Origin of the sequence: Chlamydia buteonis, from assembly GCF_900634605.1 — a bacterium.
GTDB lineage: Bacteria > Chlamydiota > Chlamydiia > Chlamydiales > Chlamydiaceae > Chlamydia > Chlamydia buteonis.
The window spans coordinates 696899-714823 of record NZ_CAAAFM010000001.1 but is presented as its reverse complement, the minus strand read 5'-3'; the positions used below and the strand labels follow the sequence as shown (position 1 = coordinate 714823).

Here is a 17925-nt window from a genome sequence, read left to right as displayed (position 1 = left end):
GATTGTAATAAGACTTATTTATTTATTTAATTTTAAAAGTCATCAAGAGAAATTCTGTTATTCTTTTCATCTTGATTATTAACATTTTGTGTATCCATGGTATTGTCTTCAGGACGCCGGATCATCTCCTCATCCGATAAATCCCCCCTTCCAGAAACCGAAGCTCTTAAAGAAGAAGTATTTTCACGAGACAAAGCGGTTCCTGAAGTGGACGCAAAAGGATTTTCAAATTGAGGATTTTTCTTATTCTCTGCCACTTCAGGAGATTCCTGGTTACCTTGAAGTTTTTTTCTAATCCACAATAGGAAAAAGAGTAGTTCTTGATAAAGAGTTTGAAACATCTGTACTAATGTGTTCCACAACGTTTTCAGCTTATTGATAATAGACTGAAAGCAAGAAGCTCCCGCCTCTGTCGCCGCTTGAATAAACTCTTCTTCTGTAGGAATAATCAGTTTTTCTAAAGCAATACGCTGATTCTGAATTGCTAAAGCTAACTGAGGAACAGCACCAGAGGAATCAATTGTCCAACCCTCGTTGCTATAGATCAATCCAAGTTTCTCTAAATACGAACGCACACTATCACTGTGATTTCCAAAAGTGTTACGAAATTCCTCTAAAGACATAGCCAGCAACCCATGGTGTACGTCTCCTAAAGAAGCTAATAACCTATGAGATAAGCTCTCTAACTCGTTTACTGTACCATTCAGTGATGCTAGTTCACAACGCATGTCAAGATACATCTCGTCTAAATCAAGACCTTCATTAAGTTGAGATTGTCTAAACACCTCGTTTGCATTAAGTTGCGTTTTCTGAAAATCCTCGACCCTTTTCTTGAAATCATCAACTAAAGCTTTACTGTATTGAACTCCAGCAAATAAATCTGCTACAGTTTCATCAATTTTATCAGAATCCTCTCTATCAAGGATCTCTTCATAAAAATTGTTTACTACTTCTGCAGATAAAGCAGCAGCCTCTGGTGAAGTGGGAGATAAACTCGAAGGAGCGCCCACAGCAATGACCGCACTGGCAACAGTCTGTATACCAGAGATCGCAGCATCTATATTCGACAACTCACCGGTAGATAAAACCTCGATACTCAGCCCTGTCTCAGTAACACCACTTCCTGCTTCCTCTTGATCTTTAGAGGTATCTGCTTGATCCAAACGACTATTGAAATCTTCTGGGATAGGGTTAGGACTCTGACCGGGATTTCCGCTTACTGACGCCATAGAATTACCAAATAAAAATAAAAAATCTTATTTTTAACTAATTATATTTATATATAATTGCTCATTTATTTTTTAAAACAAAAGATAAGTGTAAATAATATTAACTAAAGTCAATGTGTTACTGTTAACGCTAGTAATTGATCAAGAAAAGGCGCTATGTTAAGATTGGGCGGTTCGTAAAGACCAACGTATTTCGGTAAAGAAAATAATACCCACTTCGGTGTCTACCGGTTAAAAAACCAAAAATCTGCGATTGTCCGCCCCTATGAAAACTTCCCAGCTTTTTTACAAAACTTCTAAAAATGCCAATAAAGAAGCCTCTGTTTTATCTTACGAGCTGTTAGAAAAAGCTGGTTACATTTTCAAGACAGCAAAAGGGATCTACACTTACACTCCACTATTTTGGCGCGTCGCCCTCAAAATGATGGATATTATTCGTGAAGAACTCAATGCTATTGGAGGTCAAGAACTGGTTCTTCCTATCCTTCATCCTGCTGAACTTTGGCAAAAAACAGGACGCTGGGAAGCATTCCGCTCAGAAGGTCTTCTCTATACCCTAAAAGATAGAGAAGATAAGGAATTTTGTCTTGCACCCACCCACGAAGAAATCGTCTCTATGTTTGTTTCCCAATGGTTATCAGGAAGAAAACAATTACCCATCCATCTGTATCAAATTGCTACGAAATTCCGAGATGAGATTCGACCAAGATTCGGCTTAATGCGAGCTAAAGAATTCCTAATGGAGGATAGTTACACATTCTCGGATTCCCCTGAACAAATGAATGAACAATACGCTAAACTCAGACAAGCCTACCAAAATATCTTCGATAGATTAGAAATCCAATACGTTATTGTAGAGGCTGATGGAGGAAAAATCGGCAAAGGAAAGTCTGAAGAATTTCATGTTCTCAGCTCTTTAGGAGAAGACACAATTTGCGTTAGTGGTCATTACGGAGCCAATATCGAAGCAGCGGTTGCACAACCTCCTCAATATACTTACGATAAAGAATATCTGCCTATAGAAGAAGTATTCACACCTGATGTACGCACAATAGAAAATCTCCAAGACTTTTTCTCCGTCCCTCCACACCGGATCATTAAAACTCTCGTAGTTAAGCTCTCCTATGGAGAAAAGGATAAATTCGCAGCTATAGGAATCCGAGGAGATCGACAAATCAACCTGACTAAAATAGGTTCCAAACTTAATGCGGATGAATGTTCTCTAGCTTCAGATGAGGAAATACAAAAAAATCTGGGAGTAGAGAAGGGATTTATCGGTCCTTTAAACTGTCCTATTGACTTCTATGCTGATGAAACAACGCAATACATGACGAACTTCATCTGCGCAGGAAACGTCAAAGACAAACATTACAAAAACGTAAATTGGGATCGTGATATCCCTCGCCCCGAATATGCAGACTTTCTTCTTGCTGAAGCAGGAGATCTCTGCCCAGCAAACAACAATGCCCCCTATGAAATTTTTGAGGGAGTAGAAGTAGCCCATATTTTCAACCTAGGCACACGCTATACAGAGTGTTTTGAAGTTGTCTTTCAGGATGAGCAAGGCAAACCACAATCCTGTTGGATGGGGACTTACGGTATTGGTATCGGTAGAACCTTAGCTGCATGTATAGAACAACTTGCTGATGATCGGGGTATCGTCTGGCCTAAAGCTATCGCTCCTTTCGACATCACTATTCTCTACAATGGAGGCGATTCCTCCTGCGAAGAAGCTGCTGAAAAAATCTACAAAGAATTACAGTGTCACGGCTACTCCCCCCTATTAGATGATCGCAATGAAAGACTGGGGTTTAAATTAAAAGATAGCGATCTTATTGGGATTCCATATAAACTCATTCTCGGAAAAACTTTCCTTAACTCAGGGATGTTAGAAATCGAATCTCGATCCAGAGAAAAGTTTTCTGTTGAACCAAAAGATTTTTTCAATTGGTGCAAGAGTTATCTTCCAAGCCCTCGTGGTTTTCTCCCTATTCCCTAGAGACAAGTTAGCATTCTTCGGGGTTGAGTGCCAAATATCCTTGACCTCAGGAAACCATTTCTCTATAATGGTCTCCAGCGAACATAGTACTTATATTGGAAATCAGGCATGCCTAGGTCGTGGATCTCGAAACGGGAATCTAAGATTCTTTACATTCTCTTAACAACGACAGAACTGTATTTAAAAACAGGTCAACCCGTCGGATCAAAAACTCTGAAAGAATACGAGTGTGCAAATTTGAGCACCGCGACTATACGCAATTATTTCGCAGAATTAGAAGCTGAAGGTTTTCTAAAGAAAAATCACGTCTCGGGAGGAAGAATTCCAACAGACTTAGCATTTCGTTATTATGTAGACCATTGCGCTGATTTTACTCAGGACGATCTGCCAGAAACCACAACAAAACTGTTAAACCAACTCCCTGAAGAAAGTCAAAACATTGTTAAAGATTTACAAAAGGCATCAGAACTTTTAGGAGAAGCTTTACAGCTACCCACATGTTTCTCTTCTCCAAGATTTGAAAACGACTCTGTAACCAATATCCAACTTTCTTTGGTAGACGAACAACGCGTTGTTGTTATTCTATCTACGGAATTCGGTCAGATATTTACAGACACCCTCTGGTTAGCAGAAACATCAAATCACACGTCTTTAAAGCGTATTGAAACGTTTCTTCAAAGCTACCTGCGTAAGCAACCTCCCTCAGAGAATCTCTCACAAAAAGAAGAAGATCTTGGGATGACCCTATATAATGAAGTCGTAGTTCGCTACCTCACACGTTACTGTAATTTCAGCGAAGAAGATTTATACGAAACAGGATTATCTAAACTTCTGAAATACGACGCCTTCAAAGATCCCGATATGCTGGCTCTAGGGCTATCATTTTTCGAGAATCGTCGCCATATGTGCAAACTTTTAGATATTGGTATGCACAGAGACCGCCCCACGGCATTTATAGGAAGCGAGCTTTCCGATATTTTTGGTACTCCTAATCCACATTGTGCTGTTATCACGACTCCTTACTACATGAATCGCACTCCATTAGGAGCTTTTGGTGTGTTGGGGCCTATAAATCTTCCATACAAGGAGATTTATAAAACCCTCACAATATTTGCAGATAAAGTTAAAGAAAGCCTGACTCAAAGTTTTTATAAATTTAAATTATCCTTCAGAAGACCTTGCCCTTCCGATCCTAAACTCTCCAAAGAACCTACATTATTAGCAAGGTACTCTTCTATAAAACTATTACCCCCTAAGGAGACGTTATGACAGATTCCTCTAACGAACATGAGGCAGAAAATCCAACAGTTCCTACCCCCGATAACGAGATTCAGGATCTCCAAAAAGAAATAGCAACGCTAAAAGCTGAACTAAAAGAAAAAAATGATAAATACTTAATCGTTCTTGCGGAATCAGAAAATGCCCGAAAACGCTTGCAAAAAGAACGTCAAGAAATGATGCAATATGCTGTAGAAAATGCTCTCATAGATTTTTTAGTTCCTATCGAAAGTATGGAAAAAGCTTTAGGATTTGCCTCACAGATGTCAGACGAAGTTAAAAATTGGGCACTAGGATTTAACATGATCTTACAACAATTTAAACAGGTCTTTGAAGAGAAAGGCATAGTAGAATACTCTTCTGTAGGACAAAAATTTAATCCATTTTTACATGAAGCAGTAGAAACAGAAGAGACTACAAAAGTCCCTGAGGGCACCATCCTAGAAGAATTTTCTAAAGGCTACAAAATCGGAGATCGCCCTATACGCGTTGCGAAAGTCAAAGTAGCTAAAACACCCGCACCTCAAGGGAAAGAAGAAGAAATAGAAAATAACAACGAATAAACCCCCTAGAAATTAGGTAAGAATTATGAGCGAACAAAAAAAATCTAGTAAAATTATAGGGATAGACTTAGGAACCACCAACTCCTGCGTATCCGTAATGGAAGGCGGGCAAGCTAAAGTCATCGTCTCTTCAGAAGGAACACGTACAACACCATCTATCGTGGCATTCAAAGGAAGCGAAACCTTAGTAGGAATTCCTGCAAAAAGACAAGCGGTTACCAATCCTGCCAAAACCCTAGCTTCTACAAAACGTTTCATTGGAAGAAAATATTCTGAAGTGGAATCAGAAATTAAAACAGTTCCCTACCAAGTAGCTTCAGGATCTAATGGTGATGTTGTCTTCCCCATTGATGGGAAACAGTTCACACCCGAAGAAATCGGTGCTCAAGTGCTTATAAAAATGAAAGAGACCGCAGAAGCATATCTAGGAGAGCCTGTTACAGAAGCTGTGATTACTGTTCCAGCCTACTTCAATGACTCACAAAGAGCTTCTACAAAAGATGCCGGTCGTATCGCAGGCCTAGATGTCAAACGTATCATTCCTGAACCAACAGCTGCAGCTCTTGCCTATGGGATCGATAAAGCTGGTGATAAAAAAATCGCCGTTTTCGATCTTGGAGGAGGAACTTTTGATATCTCTATTTTAGAAATTGGCGATGGCGTATTCGAAGTGCTCTCTACAAATGGTGATACCCACTTAGGCGGAGACGACTTTGATGAAGTTATCATTAAATGGATGATCGAAGAATTCCAAAAACAAGAAGGCATCGATCTGAGCAAAGACAACATGGCTCTTCAAAGACTTAAAGATGCTGCTGAAAAAGCGAAAATCGAACTTTCTGGAATGTCTTCCACAGAAATTAACCAACCGTTCATCACTATGGATGCTAACGGACCTAAACACTTAACATTAACATTAACACGTGCGCACTTTGAAAAGCTCGCTTCTAGCCTTATTGAACGTACAAAAGCTCCATGCCAAAAAGCTTTAGCAGACGCTAAACTTTCCGCAAACGATATCGATGATGTATTGCTCGTTGGAGGTATGTCCAGGATGCCTGCAGTTCAAGAAATTGTAAAATCTATTTTCGGTAAAGAACCCAATAAAGGAGTAAATCCTGATGAAGTTGTCGCTATTGGAGCTGCAATTCAAGGTGGTGTGCTTGGCGGTGAAGTTAAAGATGTTTTACTACTCGACGTAATTCCTCTTTCCTTAGGTATCGAAACTCTCGGAGGTGTTATGACTCCCCTTGTAGAGAGAAATACTACGATTCCTACACAGAAAAAACAAATTTTCTCAACAGCTGCTGATAACCAACCTGCAGTGACTATTGTTGTCTTACAAGGGGAACGTCCTATGGCAAAAGACAACAAAGAAATTGGAAGATTTGATCTTACAGATATCCCACCAGCACCTCGAGGACATCCTCAAATCGAAGTGACCTTTGACATCGATGCTAATGGAATTCTTCACGTATCTGCAAAAGATGCTGCTAGTGGCCGTGAGCAAAAAATTCGTATCGAAGCAAGCTCTGGATTAAAAGAAGATGAAATCCAAAGAATGATCAACGATGCTGAGAAAAATAAAGAAGAAGATAAAAAACGCCGCGAAGCTTCTGATGTAAGAAACGAAGCTGACAGTATGATCTTCAGAGCTGAAAAGGCTATCAACGATTACAAAGAGAAGATACCTGAATCTCTAACAAAAGAAATCGAAGAGCGTATAGAAAAAGTACGCACGGCTCTTAAAGAAGATGCTCCTACAGAAAAAATCAAAGAAGCTTCTGAAGAACTTAGTCGTCACATGCAAAAGATCGGGGAAGCGATGCAGTCGCAATCCGCATCAGCTGCAGCAAATGCTCAAGGTGGGCCTAACATCAATACAGAAGATCTGAAGAAACATAGCTTCAGTACGAAACCACCAGCAGGAAACTCTTCTTCAAGTACTAATAACGAAAACATTGAAGAAGCGGATGTGGAAATCGTAGATAAACCTAACGATTAATACCCTGAAAATCTTATCTTTGATTCCCTATTTCTATAAGAGGGATAGGGAATTTCCTTTTTAATCCTATTCATAAAAATATCTTTAAATTAAAAACATCCAACAAAGGCTAGGTGAACCCATGAAAATCATAATACCAGAGGTGGAGCAGAGTTGGTGAAGAGAATCAGAAAAAAACGACCGCAAAGCTTTAGAAGAAACTCGAAACAAACATTAATTTCCGGTGTTCTATTTGTTCATGCGAAAAAAGGTTTCGGGTTTGTTACACCCGACCACCCCGAGGAATATCCTTTTGATATTTTTATTCCCGCAAGGGATCTTAAAGGAGCCTTAGATGGAGATCACGTTGTCGTCTCTCTTTTTCCCAATTCTAAAGAAGGAGAAAAAAGAAAAGGAGTAATTCACCAAGTCGTCTCTAGAGGAAAAACTGTTCTTGTAGGAACAATAACCTCGCTCATTGACGCCTCAACTGCGTTCGTCTGTGTTAATGCTTTGGGACCAGAAATCCCCGTAAAAGCACAACTTGTTCCTAAACGTGCTTATAAAATTGGCGATCGTTTACTACTAAGCACTCCTGCATGGAAGGCAAAACCTGAATCCAAAGAACCACCTCCGTTGGAAATGCTAGAATTTATTGGGAATATCTCCAACGCTAAGTCCGATTTCCCCTGCATAAAAGCTGAATATGGGATTGAAGAAGAGTTCCCAGAAGCTGTTATCGAAGAAACTAACCATTTCTCACAAAAACACATTAGCCAAGCACTACGATCACGAAAAGATCTTCGCGATCTCTTATGCTTTACTATTGACTCAATAACTGCAAAAGACTTCGATGATGCCGTATCCTTAACCTATGACAATAATGATAATTACATCCTTGGCGTCCATATTGCGGATGTCTCCCACTACGTAACACCTCACTCCGCTCTAGATCAAGAAGCTAGTAAAAGGTGTAACTCTATCTACTTTCCCGGGAAAGTGATTCCTATGCTACCCCCCGCACTTTCGGATAATCTCTGCAGCTTAAAACCTAACGTCGATAGACTCGCCGTTTCTGTGTTCATGACGTTTACAAAATCCGGTCATTTATCCGATTACGAAATATTCCGTAGTGTAATCCGTAGTAAATATCGCATGACCTATGATGAAGTGGACGAGATTATAGAAAATAAACAACCCCACCCCATATCAAAAACTCTTCTCGCTATGGCAGAACTAAGCGAAAAATTCTCTGATATCAGAGAAAAACGTGGGTGCATACGTCTTGTTCTTCCTTCATTCACCATGTCTCTAGATAACCTGCAAGAACCTGTTACTCTTATAGAAACACGACAAACGCTATCGCATAAACTAATCGAAGAGTTTATGCTCAAAGCTAATGAAGTCGTTGCTTATCATATTTCCCACCAAGGCGTTTCTCTTCCATTTAGAATTCATGAATCGCCTAGTGATGAGAGTTTGCTCTCTTTCCAAGAGGTCGCAAAATCTATGGGTTTTGATATTATCATGACCCCAGCTCAAGAACCTGATTTTCAATGTCTATTACAAGAGAGCTCTGTAGGACATCCTCTAGAATCAATTCTACATTCACAATTTGTTCGTAGTATGAAAACAGCCTCATACTCAACCGAAAATAAAGGTCACTACGGTCTTAAATTGGATTTCTACACCCACTTCACTAGCCCAATCCGTCGCTATATCGATCTTATTGTTCATAGGCTCCTTTTCCACCCCATGTCTATAGAAGAAACACGCCTAGAGCATATTGTAAGAGCATGCTCTACTCAAGAGCGTATAGCCGCAAAAGCTGAATTTGCTTTTGAAAACCTTAAAAAAAACCGTTTCTTATATAAGTTCTTAAAAGAACAACCCGACACAATTTATCAAGGTTACATCATCACAATAAATCCTGAAGGTCTCTCATTTACCGTTCCGGAATTTTGCCAAGAAGGATTTATTCCATCCGCACAATTACCTAAAGAATTCTCTTTGAAAAAGAAAACATCCCCCGATGATCTACCTCCTAAAATGCGTCCAGGAGCCCCCATAAAAGTAAAACTCTCTGAAGTAAATCTGCTCAATCAAGCGATTACTTGGTCATTGGCAACAAAAGCACCAAACACAATAAAAAAACAACCAACTAGAGAGAGAAAAACTAAGGACAAGAAACCTAGAACTAGAAAAAAAAGGAATACAGAATAATGCTTCCAGAGAGCTTCTTCTTAAACGATGATGTTCTGTATTTAGCAAAAGAACTCCTAGGTCATATTCTCATAACTCACCTAGAAGGACAAAGAACATCAGGAATTATCGTAGAAACTGAAGCTTATCGCGGGCCTGATGATAAAGCCTGTCATGCTTACAACTATAGAAAAACAAAAAGAAACAGCCCTATGTATAGCCGTGGGGGTATTGCTTATATTTACCGCTGCTATGGCATGCATTCCCTTTTCAATGTTGTAACCGGACATCAAGATCTTCCCCACGCCGTACTGATTCGCGCTATCCTTCCCCACGAAGGTGAAGATATCATGGTGCTAAGACGCCAATGGCAAAATAAACCAAAACACCTCCTCACTAATGGGCCAGGAAAAGTCTGCCAAGCTCTCAACCTTGCCCTGGAATACAACACTCATTCCCTTTCCTCTCCCCAGATTCACATTAGCAAAAAGAAATTTTCAGGAACAATTACCCAAAAACCACGTATAGGCATAGACTATGCTCAAGAATACCGCGATCTTCCTTGGAGGTTCCTATTAAACATAAAAAGTAAAAAATCTTTTTAGAAAAAGCGATGCAAATTGTTAAAAAAATTAAAAATAAGGAGTATAAATACTCTAGTTACTGAAATTACAGCAAAAATCTAATAAAATACTAAGGAGTCATATCGTAAACTCTGCTCGTATGTTAGATTCAACTAAGACTAACAATTCCCTAACACAACAATAGCGATTTATGAAAAAACACTTTATTACAGGCTTGGTTATTCTTCTCCCCTTAGCAATCACTCTTGCTATTGTCGGGATGATCATGAATTTCCTTACTCAACCATTCGTTGGTCTTGTTTCAGGATTTTTCGAACGTATTAGTTTTTATTCCAAACATAAAGCTCTGCTTAAATTCGTTTTACAAATCATCTTGCTATTCGGATTATTCTTCGCTACCGTCCTTTTAGGATTTCTTGCCCGCTTGATGATCTTTAAATCCCTACTCTCGATCTATGATAAAATCCTTCACAAAATCCCTATCATAAAAACTGTTTATAAAGCTGCTCAACAAGTAATGACAACTATCTTTGGATCTCAATCTGGATCCTTTAAACAAGTTGTTATGGTCCCCTTCCCTAACGCAGAAACACGCTGCATCGGCCTAGTTGCGGGGGACGCGCCTAATATTTGCTCCGATGATCCCAACGACCCTATGATCACCGTGTTCATCCCTACGACACCTAACCCCACTTCCGGTTTTCTAACCCTTTTTAAAAAATCTGATATCACTTTTTTGGATATGAAAATTGAGGACGCTTTCAAATATATTATCTCCTGTGGCGTGCTGACTTCAGGATCTAATACCTCTTGCTCCCCTATTGCCGAAGCTTTAAGTCAGAATCCCCAGGGATAAATGGGTCATTCTATTGAAAAAAAACGCTTCTTTGATTATTCTTTTTCTTAATTATAAATCTCCGACCTTCTTCTCAAACACTTCGGAGAATTAAAAAGTTAAATATCGAGTTATCTTATGACACGCATGAGTAAACAAGCTCGTCGAAGAGCAATGAGTCCAAAAAAACGCAAACCTGTTTATGCTATTGCTCATCCACAACCTGCTCCAAGAATCGCTTATAAAGCACACAAAAATGCGTTAAACAGTGAAAGCGTTTTTATTCCGCAAATTAGTTAATTACTAGAGTACCAGTTATGTCACGACATCGTAGTTACGGTAAATCCATTAAAGGAGAAACTAAAAGAAATGTTCTCAAGCGTTTTGAACGGATAGATCTTTTGCGTAAGTTAGGCCGTTGGAATGATGCCACAGCAAAAAAAGCTACCGGGCTTCCTAAGACTCCTGTAATAAAATAAAAAGTTTGCGTTGTCATCTTGAAAAAGGTTTCTTTACAAGTTTGTGTTTCTAACAAGCAATGTGATGTTCCTATTCGGATACAATCAGTAAAAAATTTGGTTCTTTGCTGCTTGCAATACTGGAAAGTTTCCACAGATCAAGTATATGTTTACTTTTTAGATGACGAAGCTTTAGCCAAGCTTCACGATGAGGTATTTTCAGATCCTTCATTAACGGATACTATCACATTACCTATAGATCCCCCGCAAAGTACTTCTCGCCCTCACATTCTTGGCGAAGCTTTCATTAGTCCTAAAGCAGCAATACGTTTTTTACAAGACCGTGCTGAAGATTCAGGCCTTCTATACGAAGAAATTTCTCGCTATGTTGTCCATTCTCTCTTACATATGCTCGGATATGATGATCAAACTCCCGAGGAAAGAAAAAAAATGAGAGGTAAAGAAAATCAAGCGCTATGTATGTTGAGAGAAAAACACGCGCTTTTATCAGATTAAAATGCTTCATTCCCTACTAGCAATCGCTATCCTCTTTCTTTTATTCTCCACGGCACTGTCTCAAAAATCTATCAGAACACAAGAAAACGATGACAAACTTCAGCGAGAGCCCGGTCAGTCTAATACCCCTGCTCTTCTGGCTTCCGTATTACTCAGTTTTTATGGAATTCTGGGCGTTGCCATCTACTCCCAACACACATGGAAAACCAAAAGTCTATCTTTGGTTTTTTGGGCAACGTATATACTTGCTGCACCCTTAGCTTACGGCTGTCTTCCCTATTGTATAAAACTTCACAAGGGGACTAGCTCAGCCCTGTGTTTTATCTCCTCGTTACTTCAGGCGTTTTTTCTACCCTTCCAACGTTATATTCACCACGGCGAGGATCATCCTAAAACGTGTAACTCAGAAATGGAAAATCAACTCTCTGAAGCCGTATCGTCATTTGATAAGTTGATTGTTCGAGAAATTATGATCCCCAAGGTAGATATCTTCGCCATTCAAGAGGACACCCCGATTCGTAACGCTTTTCCTGCAATCATAGAAGAAGGTTATAGCCGCATTCCTCTATACAAGAAAAACATTGATAATATCACCGGAGTACTCCTAGTCAAAGATCTACTAGCAATCTATCCTAAATCTGTAGACTCTTCACTACCAGTTTCTTCAGTTGCTAAACCTCCCATATATGCCCCTGAAATTAAAAAGGTTGCCTCATTACTCCAAGAATTTCGTCAAAAACATCGCCACCTAGCAATCATAGTAAACGAATACGGCGTTACTGAGGGAATCGTCAGCATGGAAGATATCGTTGAAGAAATTTTCGGAGAAATTGCCGATGAATATGATGTTCAAGAAGATACTCCCTATAAAAAAGTTGGGAACTCTTGGATCGTTGATGGGCGTATGAACATCTCTGATGCTGAAGAATACTTTAATCTAAAGATTCACCATGAAAATAGCTACGACACACTAGGAGGACACGTTTTTCATAAAGTCGGTGCTGTTCCACAAAAAGGTATGAAAATCCATCATGAAAACTTTGATATCGAGATTATCACCTGCTCAGAACGCAGCGTAGGTAAACTCAAAATCACTCCAAGAAAAAAGAAGTTATCTTCTCCGTAAACTCCTACAATATACAGAGAAACAAAAGAATAGAAAAATCTCTTTGCAAAAAAACCTAAAGATTTACCAGAGTTAGGTCTTGAGAAATCACCATAGGTTTGGGAGCATTATTGATAATGAATAACATCCAAAAAGAAGAGCACGGAACCACTGCTGTCTTACATCTTCAAGGAAAACTTGACGGGATCTCTTCTCCGGAAGTACAAGAAAACATCTCACAATCCATATCTTCAGGAATCAAAAATATCATTCTTGATTGCACGAACTTAGATTATATGTCCAGTGCGGGCATTCGTGTCCTTTTACAAAGTTACCATCAAGTAGGTAAACACTCAGGGAAAATCGTTCTTACTTGCGTTCCTAAAACAATAGAACAAACTTTATATGTTACCGGATTCCTCTCATATTTTAAAATGTTCAATACTGTGCAGGAAGCATTACAAGCATTAAGCAAAGACGAAGATTGAGAAAAACCTTTTCCTCGTGTATGCTAACACCTTTAGTTGATTCCAACCCGCTATGTTGTACTATGCGCAGATCTGTTTGTTATGTTAATCCTTCCGTAGCTAGAGCTGGGCAAATATCCACATGGAAGTTTCTTTACTCTTTAGTCGACTACCTCCCCGAAGGAACAAAACTGAAATTTGACTTAGGCTGTCAAGGTAGACCTATAGACTGGGAAATTCCCTCCACAGATCTCCAACAACCACGTAATACTATCTACTTAGAAACACCTAAAGGAGATGTTCTCACTGCTGTAGCCATTCCTATCCCACATAGTCCTGTTCCACAGTATGAATTTACCCTTCCCTACGAATTAGAAGCTGGAGAAACTCTCACGATTGTTCTCGGGCCCTCCCCAGATTACCCACAAACAGATGAAGCAGGAAATGGAGCACAACTATTTACTCAACGCCGTAAGCCATTCTATCTCTATGTAGATCCTGAAGGCAAGGGGAACTATGACGAACCTGATATCTTTTCCATGGATATTCGTGGTAACGTTCTTAAACATATTCAAATTTTTACCCCCTCTTACGTCGTAAAAAACAAACGTTTTGATATTACCATACGCTTTGAAGATGAGTTTAACAATCTCACAAACTTTTCCCCAGAAAATACACGCATCGAACTCTCTTACGAGCACCTAAGAGAAAACCTTAATTGGCAACTATTCATTCCTGAAACTGGATTCGTTATTCTTCCCAATCTATATTTCAATGAACCTGGGATCTATAGAATCCAATTGAAAAATCTTTTAACTAATGAGCTCTTCGTCTCCGCTCCCATAAAATGTTTTTCTGACACTGCACCAAACCTTATGTGGGGTCTACTTCACGGAGAATCAGAACGAGTGGATTCCGAAGAAAACATCGAAGCTTGTTTGCGACACTTCAGAGACGATTGCGCATTAAACTTTTATGCATCGTCATCTTTTGAAAATCAGGAAGGATTAACTCCTGATCTTTGGAAAATGATCAACCAAACTATCGGAGATTTTAACGAAGAAGACCGTTTCGTTTCCTTATCAGGAGTCCAGTACTGTGGAGAACCCGGGGAAGAAGGCCTTCGACAAATTCTCTATATCAAAGAAAATAAATTTTGTTCTAAACACAAAGATTGCAAGATTGCTTCTTTATCAAAACTCTATAAAAGTGCTTCTACTCACGAGATTATTTCGATACCATGTTTTACTGCTTCAAAACATTACGGTTTCAATTTTAACAATTTCCATCCGGAATTTGAACGTGTTGTCGAAATTTATAACTCTTGGGGTTGTTCAGAAAGAACAGAAAAAGAAGGGAATCTTTTCCCTATCAAAGGAAGTGATTCTGAAGTAGAATCCGGCACATTAGTAGAAGCATTAAAACGCAACCTACGCTTTGGTTTTGTTGCCGGAGGTTTGGACGATCGCGGTATCTATAGCAAGTTCTTCGATGCTAACCAACAGCAATATACTCCAGGTCTGACTGCTATTATATGTAATAAATATAGTCGAGAATCTCTCATAGAAGCGTTATATCAACGTCATTGCTATGCAACTACAGGACCAAGAATTATCGTTAGCTTTAACATTACCTCAGCTCCTATGGGTTCTGAGTTATCAACAACTACAAGACCTGGCCTTGCTGTAAATCGTCATATTTCAGGATACGTTGCAGGAACAGCTCAACTTAAAACTGTTGAGATCATCCGTAATGGGGAAGTCATCAAAACCTTCTTCCCTGATAGTAGTAACCTAGATTATGAATATGACGATATGCAACCTCTATCTGAAGTCACTCTTAAAGATCCCAAAGGAAAGATTCCTTTTGCTTTCTATTATCTGAGAGTAACTCAAGTAGACCAATCTATGGCATGGAGTTCGCCTATTTGGGTAGATCTTCATTAATATTACCGATTTTTCTCTAAGGCTGATCTTCTTATGATGACTCTTTTTCTTGTTATTTGCTGTGCTACAGCATTATTGGGAGTAGGCATAGTCATTTTACTCATAGGTTCTTATCTCTTGGGCAGACCTTTATCTAAAGGTTGTGGGAAATCAGACTGTTGCCGTAAAAAAGCATGCAATAAACAAACTCAATCTGATTCTACAACCAAGGCATCACTCCATGACGACGACACCCCCTCGCATTCTGCCTAAAAATTCTTGGATGAAACATTTATTCGATGATTACACGGAAGGAGCTCGTCTTTCTAAAGAAGATGCTCTGCGTCTACTCCTCTTAGAAGATGAAGTTGACCAGCGTGCTTTATGGGCTTTTGCTAATACAGTACGTCAAAAGTATGTTGGAGATGTTGTCTACTACTCTTCTACATTTTATTTATATCCTACCAACTTCTGTGAATTTAATTGCACGTTTTGTGCTTTTTACGCGAAACCAGGAGATGCTAAAGGATGGTTTCATACACCTGACCAACTCATAGAAAAAATCCTGGAATTAGAAGTCCCGATTACAGAAACACATATTGTTGGAGGATGCTTTCCAGATTGTAATTTAGACTACTACACAGAACTGTTTAGCAAAATTAAAACAAACTTCCCTCACATCCATATCAAAGCACTTACAGGAATAGAATATGCGTACTTGGCTAACCTTCACAATATTCCTGTTGTTGAGGTATTAAAAATCCTGAAAAATGCAGGATTAGATTCGATTCCCGGAGGAGGATTCGATATTCTGGTTGATGAAATACGTCAAATACTAGCTCCAGGGCGTTTATCTTCTCAAGAGTTCTTAGAAATTCATAAAACTGCACATAGTCTTAATATCCCAAGTAACAGTACAATGTTATGCTACCATAGGGAACGCCCCAAAGATATCGTCACACATATGGATAAATTACGTAACCTTCAAGACGATACTTTAGGTTTTAAAAACTTCGTATTATTGAAGTTCGCAACAGAAAATAATTCCCTAGGGAAAAGACTACGCAAATTAGGAACTTCTCATAATATCCCACCCGCATCTATCATTGCGGTTGCAAGACTCTTCCTGGATAATTTCAGAAATATAAAAGCCTTGTGGAATTACTTAGGAATCGAGCAAGCTTTACACTTGCTATCTTGTGGAGCAAACGATTTATCCTCCACACACATTGGAGAAAAGGTGTTTCAAATGGCCTCTTCTAACCAAAATATAAAAATGGATATTGAGGGAATGGCAAGCCTCATAAAAAAACTAGGACGCATACCATGTCTGACAAATTCGAAAGACGTATAACTTTAGGTTGTGTAAGCTACATCAATGCTTTCCCTTTTTCTTTAGAGCTTGCAAAAAGAAAGGATATTCTTCTTCATACCGCACCGCCATCAGATTTACTCGGGCAACTTCTCAATGGAGACTTACAATTTGCTCTTACCTCTGCAGTAGGGTTATTAACCCATCCATTAGGAACAGTTCCGGGATTTGGTATAGCTGCATATAAGAAAATCCTCAGTGTAAATCTTTACGCAGCCTCTACATTTTTCACCTCAGAAAAACCCCGTATTGCTGCTACAAAAGAAAGTCACTCTTCAATAATGCTATTCCATATCCTCTGCCGACATTTATGGAATACTCCTATGCCGGAAATTATCCAACTCCCGTCTGATGATGTTATAGAAAAAGCAGAAAATTACGACGGTCTACTCTTAATTGGCGATAAAGCCTTGCATCATCCTCACATTCCAGGGTTTGCAACATACGATCTTGCTCAGGGATGGTATGAACTTACCCAACTTCCTTTTGTCTTTGCTGTTGTTCTTTCTAATAATCCTGAAGGCAGCCATATCGTCCAAGAAGCTCTAGAAAACTCTCTAAGCCATTTTGAAGCCCATCCCGAAGCAGCTATAGCAAAAGCGGTAGAACGTACGCAGCTTTCTGAAGTTTTGATTAAGGATTACTACTCCTTATGCCGTTATCGCCTAAGAGAAGAAGATTACGAAGGCATAGAAAAATTCCGAGAATATCATGCTACCATCTACCAACAAGCCTAACCTGCAGGAGATGTTTGATTCTCTAGCTCCTAAATACGATAAGATAAATTCTATCTTATCTTTAGGAATGCATCATTTATGGAATCGTAAGTTTTCAAAAATGTTGGGAAAGTCTGATAACTTGATAGATCTTTGTTCTGGCACAGGAAAGGTTGCTTATAGGTATATCCGTGATTACCCGGGATCGAAAGCAACTCTCGTTGATTTTTCAGCAAACATGCTTCACATAGCCAAACAACGCTACCCTTCAGCTCCTTTTACTTTTATAGAAGGGGATATTGCTCAACTTCCTATAAATGAGGAGTCGCAAACACTAGCGTCTATGGCCTATGGATTAAGAAATCTCCCTAAACCTAAAGACATCCTAGAAAAAATCCATCGTATGTTAAAACACCAAGGTACTTTAGGAATTTTAGAGCTTACCTCTCCTCCCAATAATCATCCCCTGTATCTAGTACACCGACTATACCTAAAATCCATCATTCCGTGGGTAGGAAAACTTTACTCTAAAAATACACAAGCTTACGAGTACCTAGCAGAAAGCATTAGAAAACTACCTAGCGATCACTACCTAGAACAACTCTTCAGCAATGCTAAATTCCAAGTAAGAAAAAAAAGGAAGCTAGCTTTCGGAGTCGCGACTATTTGGATACTTAAAAAGATCTAGCCCG

General features: G+C 39.2%; 18 protein-coding genes. 17 read left to right on the top strand and 1 reads right to left on the bottom strand.

What is annotated here, in order from left to right; all coding sequences use genetic code 11:
- Window positions 1-32 precede the first annotated feature (32 nt).
- A complete protein-coding gene (locus E1N70_RS03265; protein ID WP_131744111.1) occupies window positions 33-1229 on the bottom strand; it encodes a CT392 family protein in 1197 nt (398 codons plus the stop codon).
- Between the two features lie 265 nt (window positions 1230-1494).
- On the opposite strand from E1N70_RS03265, the gene E1N70_RS03260 reads away from it, so the two are divergent.
- The 17 genes from E1N70_RS03260 (at window position 1495) to ubiE (ending at window position 17921) form a co-directional block, all read left to right on the top strand.
- Entirely contained in the window at window positions 1495-3228 is a 1734-nt protein-coding gene (locus E1N70_RS03260; RefSeq protein WP_131744110.1) for a proline--tRNA ligase, read from the top strand.
- A 108-nt stretch (window positions 3229-3336) separates the two neighbouring features.
- A complete protein-coding gene (gene hrcA / locus E1N70_RS03255; RefSeq protein WP_131744109.1) occupies window positions 3337-4497 on the top strand; it encodes a heat-inducible transcriptional repressor HrcA in 1161 nt (386 codons plus the stop codon).
- A complete protein-coding gene (locus tag E1N70_RS03250; protein ID WP_131744108.1) occupies window positions 4494-5069 on the top strand; it encodes a nucleotide exchange factor GrpE in 576 nt (191 codons plus the stop codon). The genes hrcA and E1N70_RS03250 overlap by 4 nt, the downstream gene beginning before the upstream one ends.
- A gap of 25 nt (window positions 5070-5094) precedes the next feature.
- Window positions 5095-7074 carry a molecular chaperone DnaK gene (dnaK, locus tag E1N70_RS03245; protein WP_131744107.1) on the top strand — a complete coding sequence of 660 codons (1980 nt, stop codon included), beginning with the start codon at window positions 5095-5097 and terminating at the stop codon, window positions 7072-7074.
- A 156-nt stretch (window positions 7075-7230) separates the two neighbouring features.
- A complete protein-coding gene (locus E1N70_RS03240; RefSeq protein WP_208638294.1) occupies window positions 7231-9276 on the top strand; it encodes a ribonuclease R family protein in 2046 nt (681 codons plus the stop codon).
- Entirely contained in the window at window positions 9276-9860 is a 585-nt protein-coding gene (locus E1N70_RS03235; protein ID WP_131744105.1) for a DNA-3-methyladenine glycosylase, read from the top strand. Before E1N70_RS03240 ends, E1N70_RS03235 begins: the two co-directional genes overlap by 1 nt.
- A 169-nt stretch (window positions 9861-10029) precedes the next feature.
- Entirely contained in the window at window positions 10030-10695 is a 666-nt protein-coding gene (locus E1N70_RS03230; protein ID WP_131744104.1) for a DUF502 domain-containing protein, read from the top strand.
- A 117-nt stretch (window positions 10696-10812) separates the two neighbouring features.
- Window positions 10813-10974 carry a hypothetical protein gene (locus E1N70_RS03225; RefSeq protein WP_131744103.1) on the top strand — a complete coding sequence of 54 codons (162 nt, stop codon included), beginning with the start codon at window positions 10813-10815 and terminating at the stop codon, window positions 10972-10974.
- Window positions 10975-10991: 17 nt separating this feature from the next.
- Window positions 10992-11153, top strand: coding sequence for a small basic protein (locus tag E1N70_RS03220; protein ID WP_006342914.1), 162 nt, complete (start codon window positions 10992-10994; stop codon window positions 11151-11153).
- Window positions 11154-11171: 18 nt separating this feature from the next.
- Window positions 11172-11648: an rRNA maturation RNase YbeY gene (ybeY, locus tag E1N70_RS03215; RefSeq protein WP_131744102.1), complete on the top strand. Its 477-nt coding sequence runs from the start codon at window positions 11172-11174 to the stop codon at window positions 11646-11648.
- Window position 11649: 1 nt separating this feature from the next.
- Window positions 11650-12774 carry a hemolysin family protein gene (locus E1N70_RS03210; protein WP_131744101.1) on the top strand — a complete coding sequence of 375 codons (1125 nt, stop codon included), beginning with the start codon at window positions 11650-11652 and terminating at the stop codon, window positions 12772-12774.
- A gap of 116 nt (window positions 12775-12890) precedes the next feature.
- Entirely contained in the window at window positions 12891-13241 is a 351-nt protein-coding gene (locus tag E1N70_RS03205; RefSeq protein ID WP_131744100.1) for an anti-sigma factor antagonist, read from the top strand.
- A 62-nt stretch (window positions 13242-13303) separates the two neighbouring features.
- Complete coding sequence (locus tag E1N70_RS03200; protein ID WP_131744099.1) at window positions 13304-15166, top strand: DUF3604 domain-containing protein; 1863 nt, start codon at window positions 13304-13306, stop codon at window positions 15164-15166.
- Between the two features lie 33 nt (window positions 15167-15199).
- The gene (locus E1N70_RS03195; RefSeq protein ID WP_131744098.1) at window positions 15200-15418 is read left to right on the top strand and encodes a hypothetical protein; all 219 of its coding nucleotides are present in this window, start codon (window positions 15200-15202) and stop codon (window positions 15416-15418) included.
- A complete protein-coding gene (locus E1N70_RS03190; protein ID WP_131744097.1) occupies window positions 15387-16499 on the top strand; it encodes a CofH family radical SAM protein in 1113 nt (370 codons plus the stop codon). The genes E1N70_RS03195 and E1N70_RS03190 overlap by 32 nt, the downstream gene beginning before the upstream one ends.
- Window positions 16472-17254: a menaquinone biosynthesis protein gene (locus tag E1N70_RS03185; protein WP_131744096.1), complete on the top strand. Its 783-nt coding sequence runs from the start codon at window positions 16472-16474 to the stop codon at window positions 17252-17254. The genes E1N70_RS03190 and E1N70_RS03185 overlap by 28 nt, the downstream gene beginning before the upstream one ends.
- The gene (gene ubiE, locus E1N70_RS03180) at window positions 17229-17921 is read left to right on the top strand and encodes a bifunctional demethylmenaquinone methyltransferase/2-methoxy-6-polyprenyl-1,4-benzoquinol methylase UbiE (RefSeq protein ID WP_131744095.1); all 693 of its coding nucleotides are present in this window, start codon (window positions 17229-17231) and stop codon (window positions 17919-17921) included. Before E1N70_RS03185 ends, ubiE begins: the two co-directional genes overlap by 26 nt.
- Window positions 17922-17925: the final 4 nt, after the last annotated feature.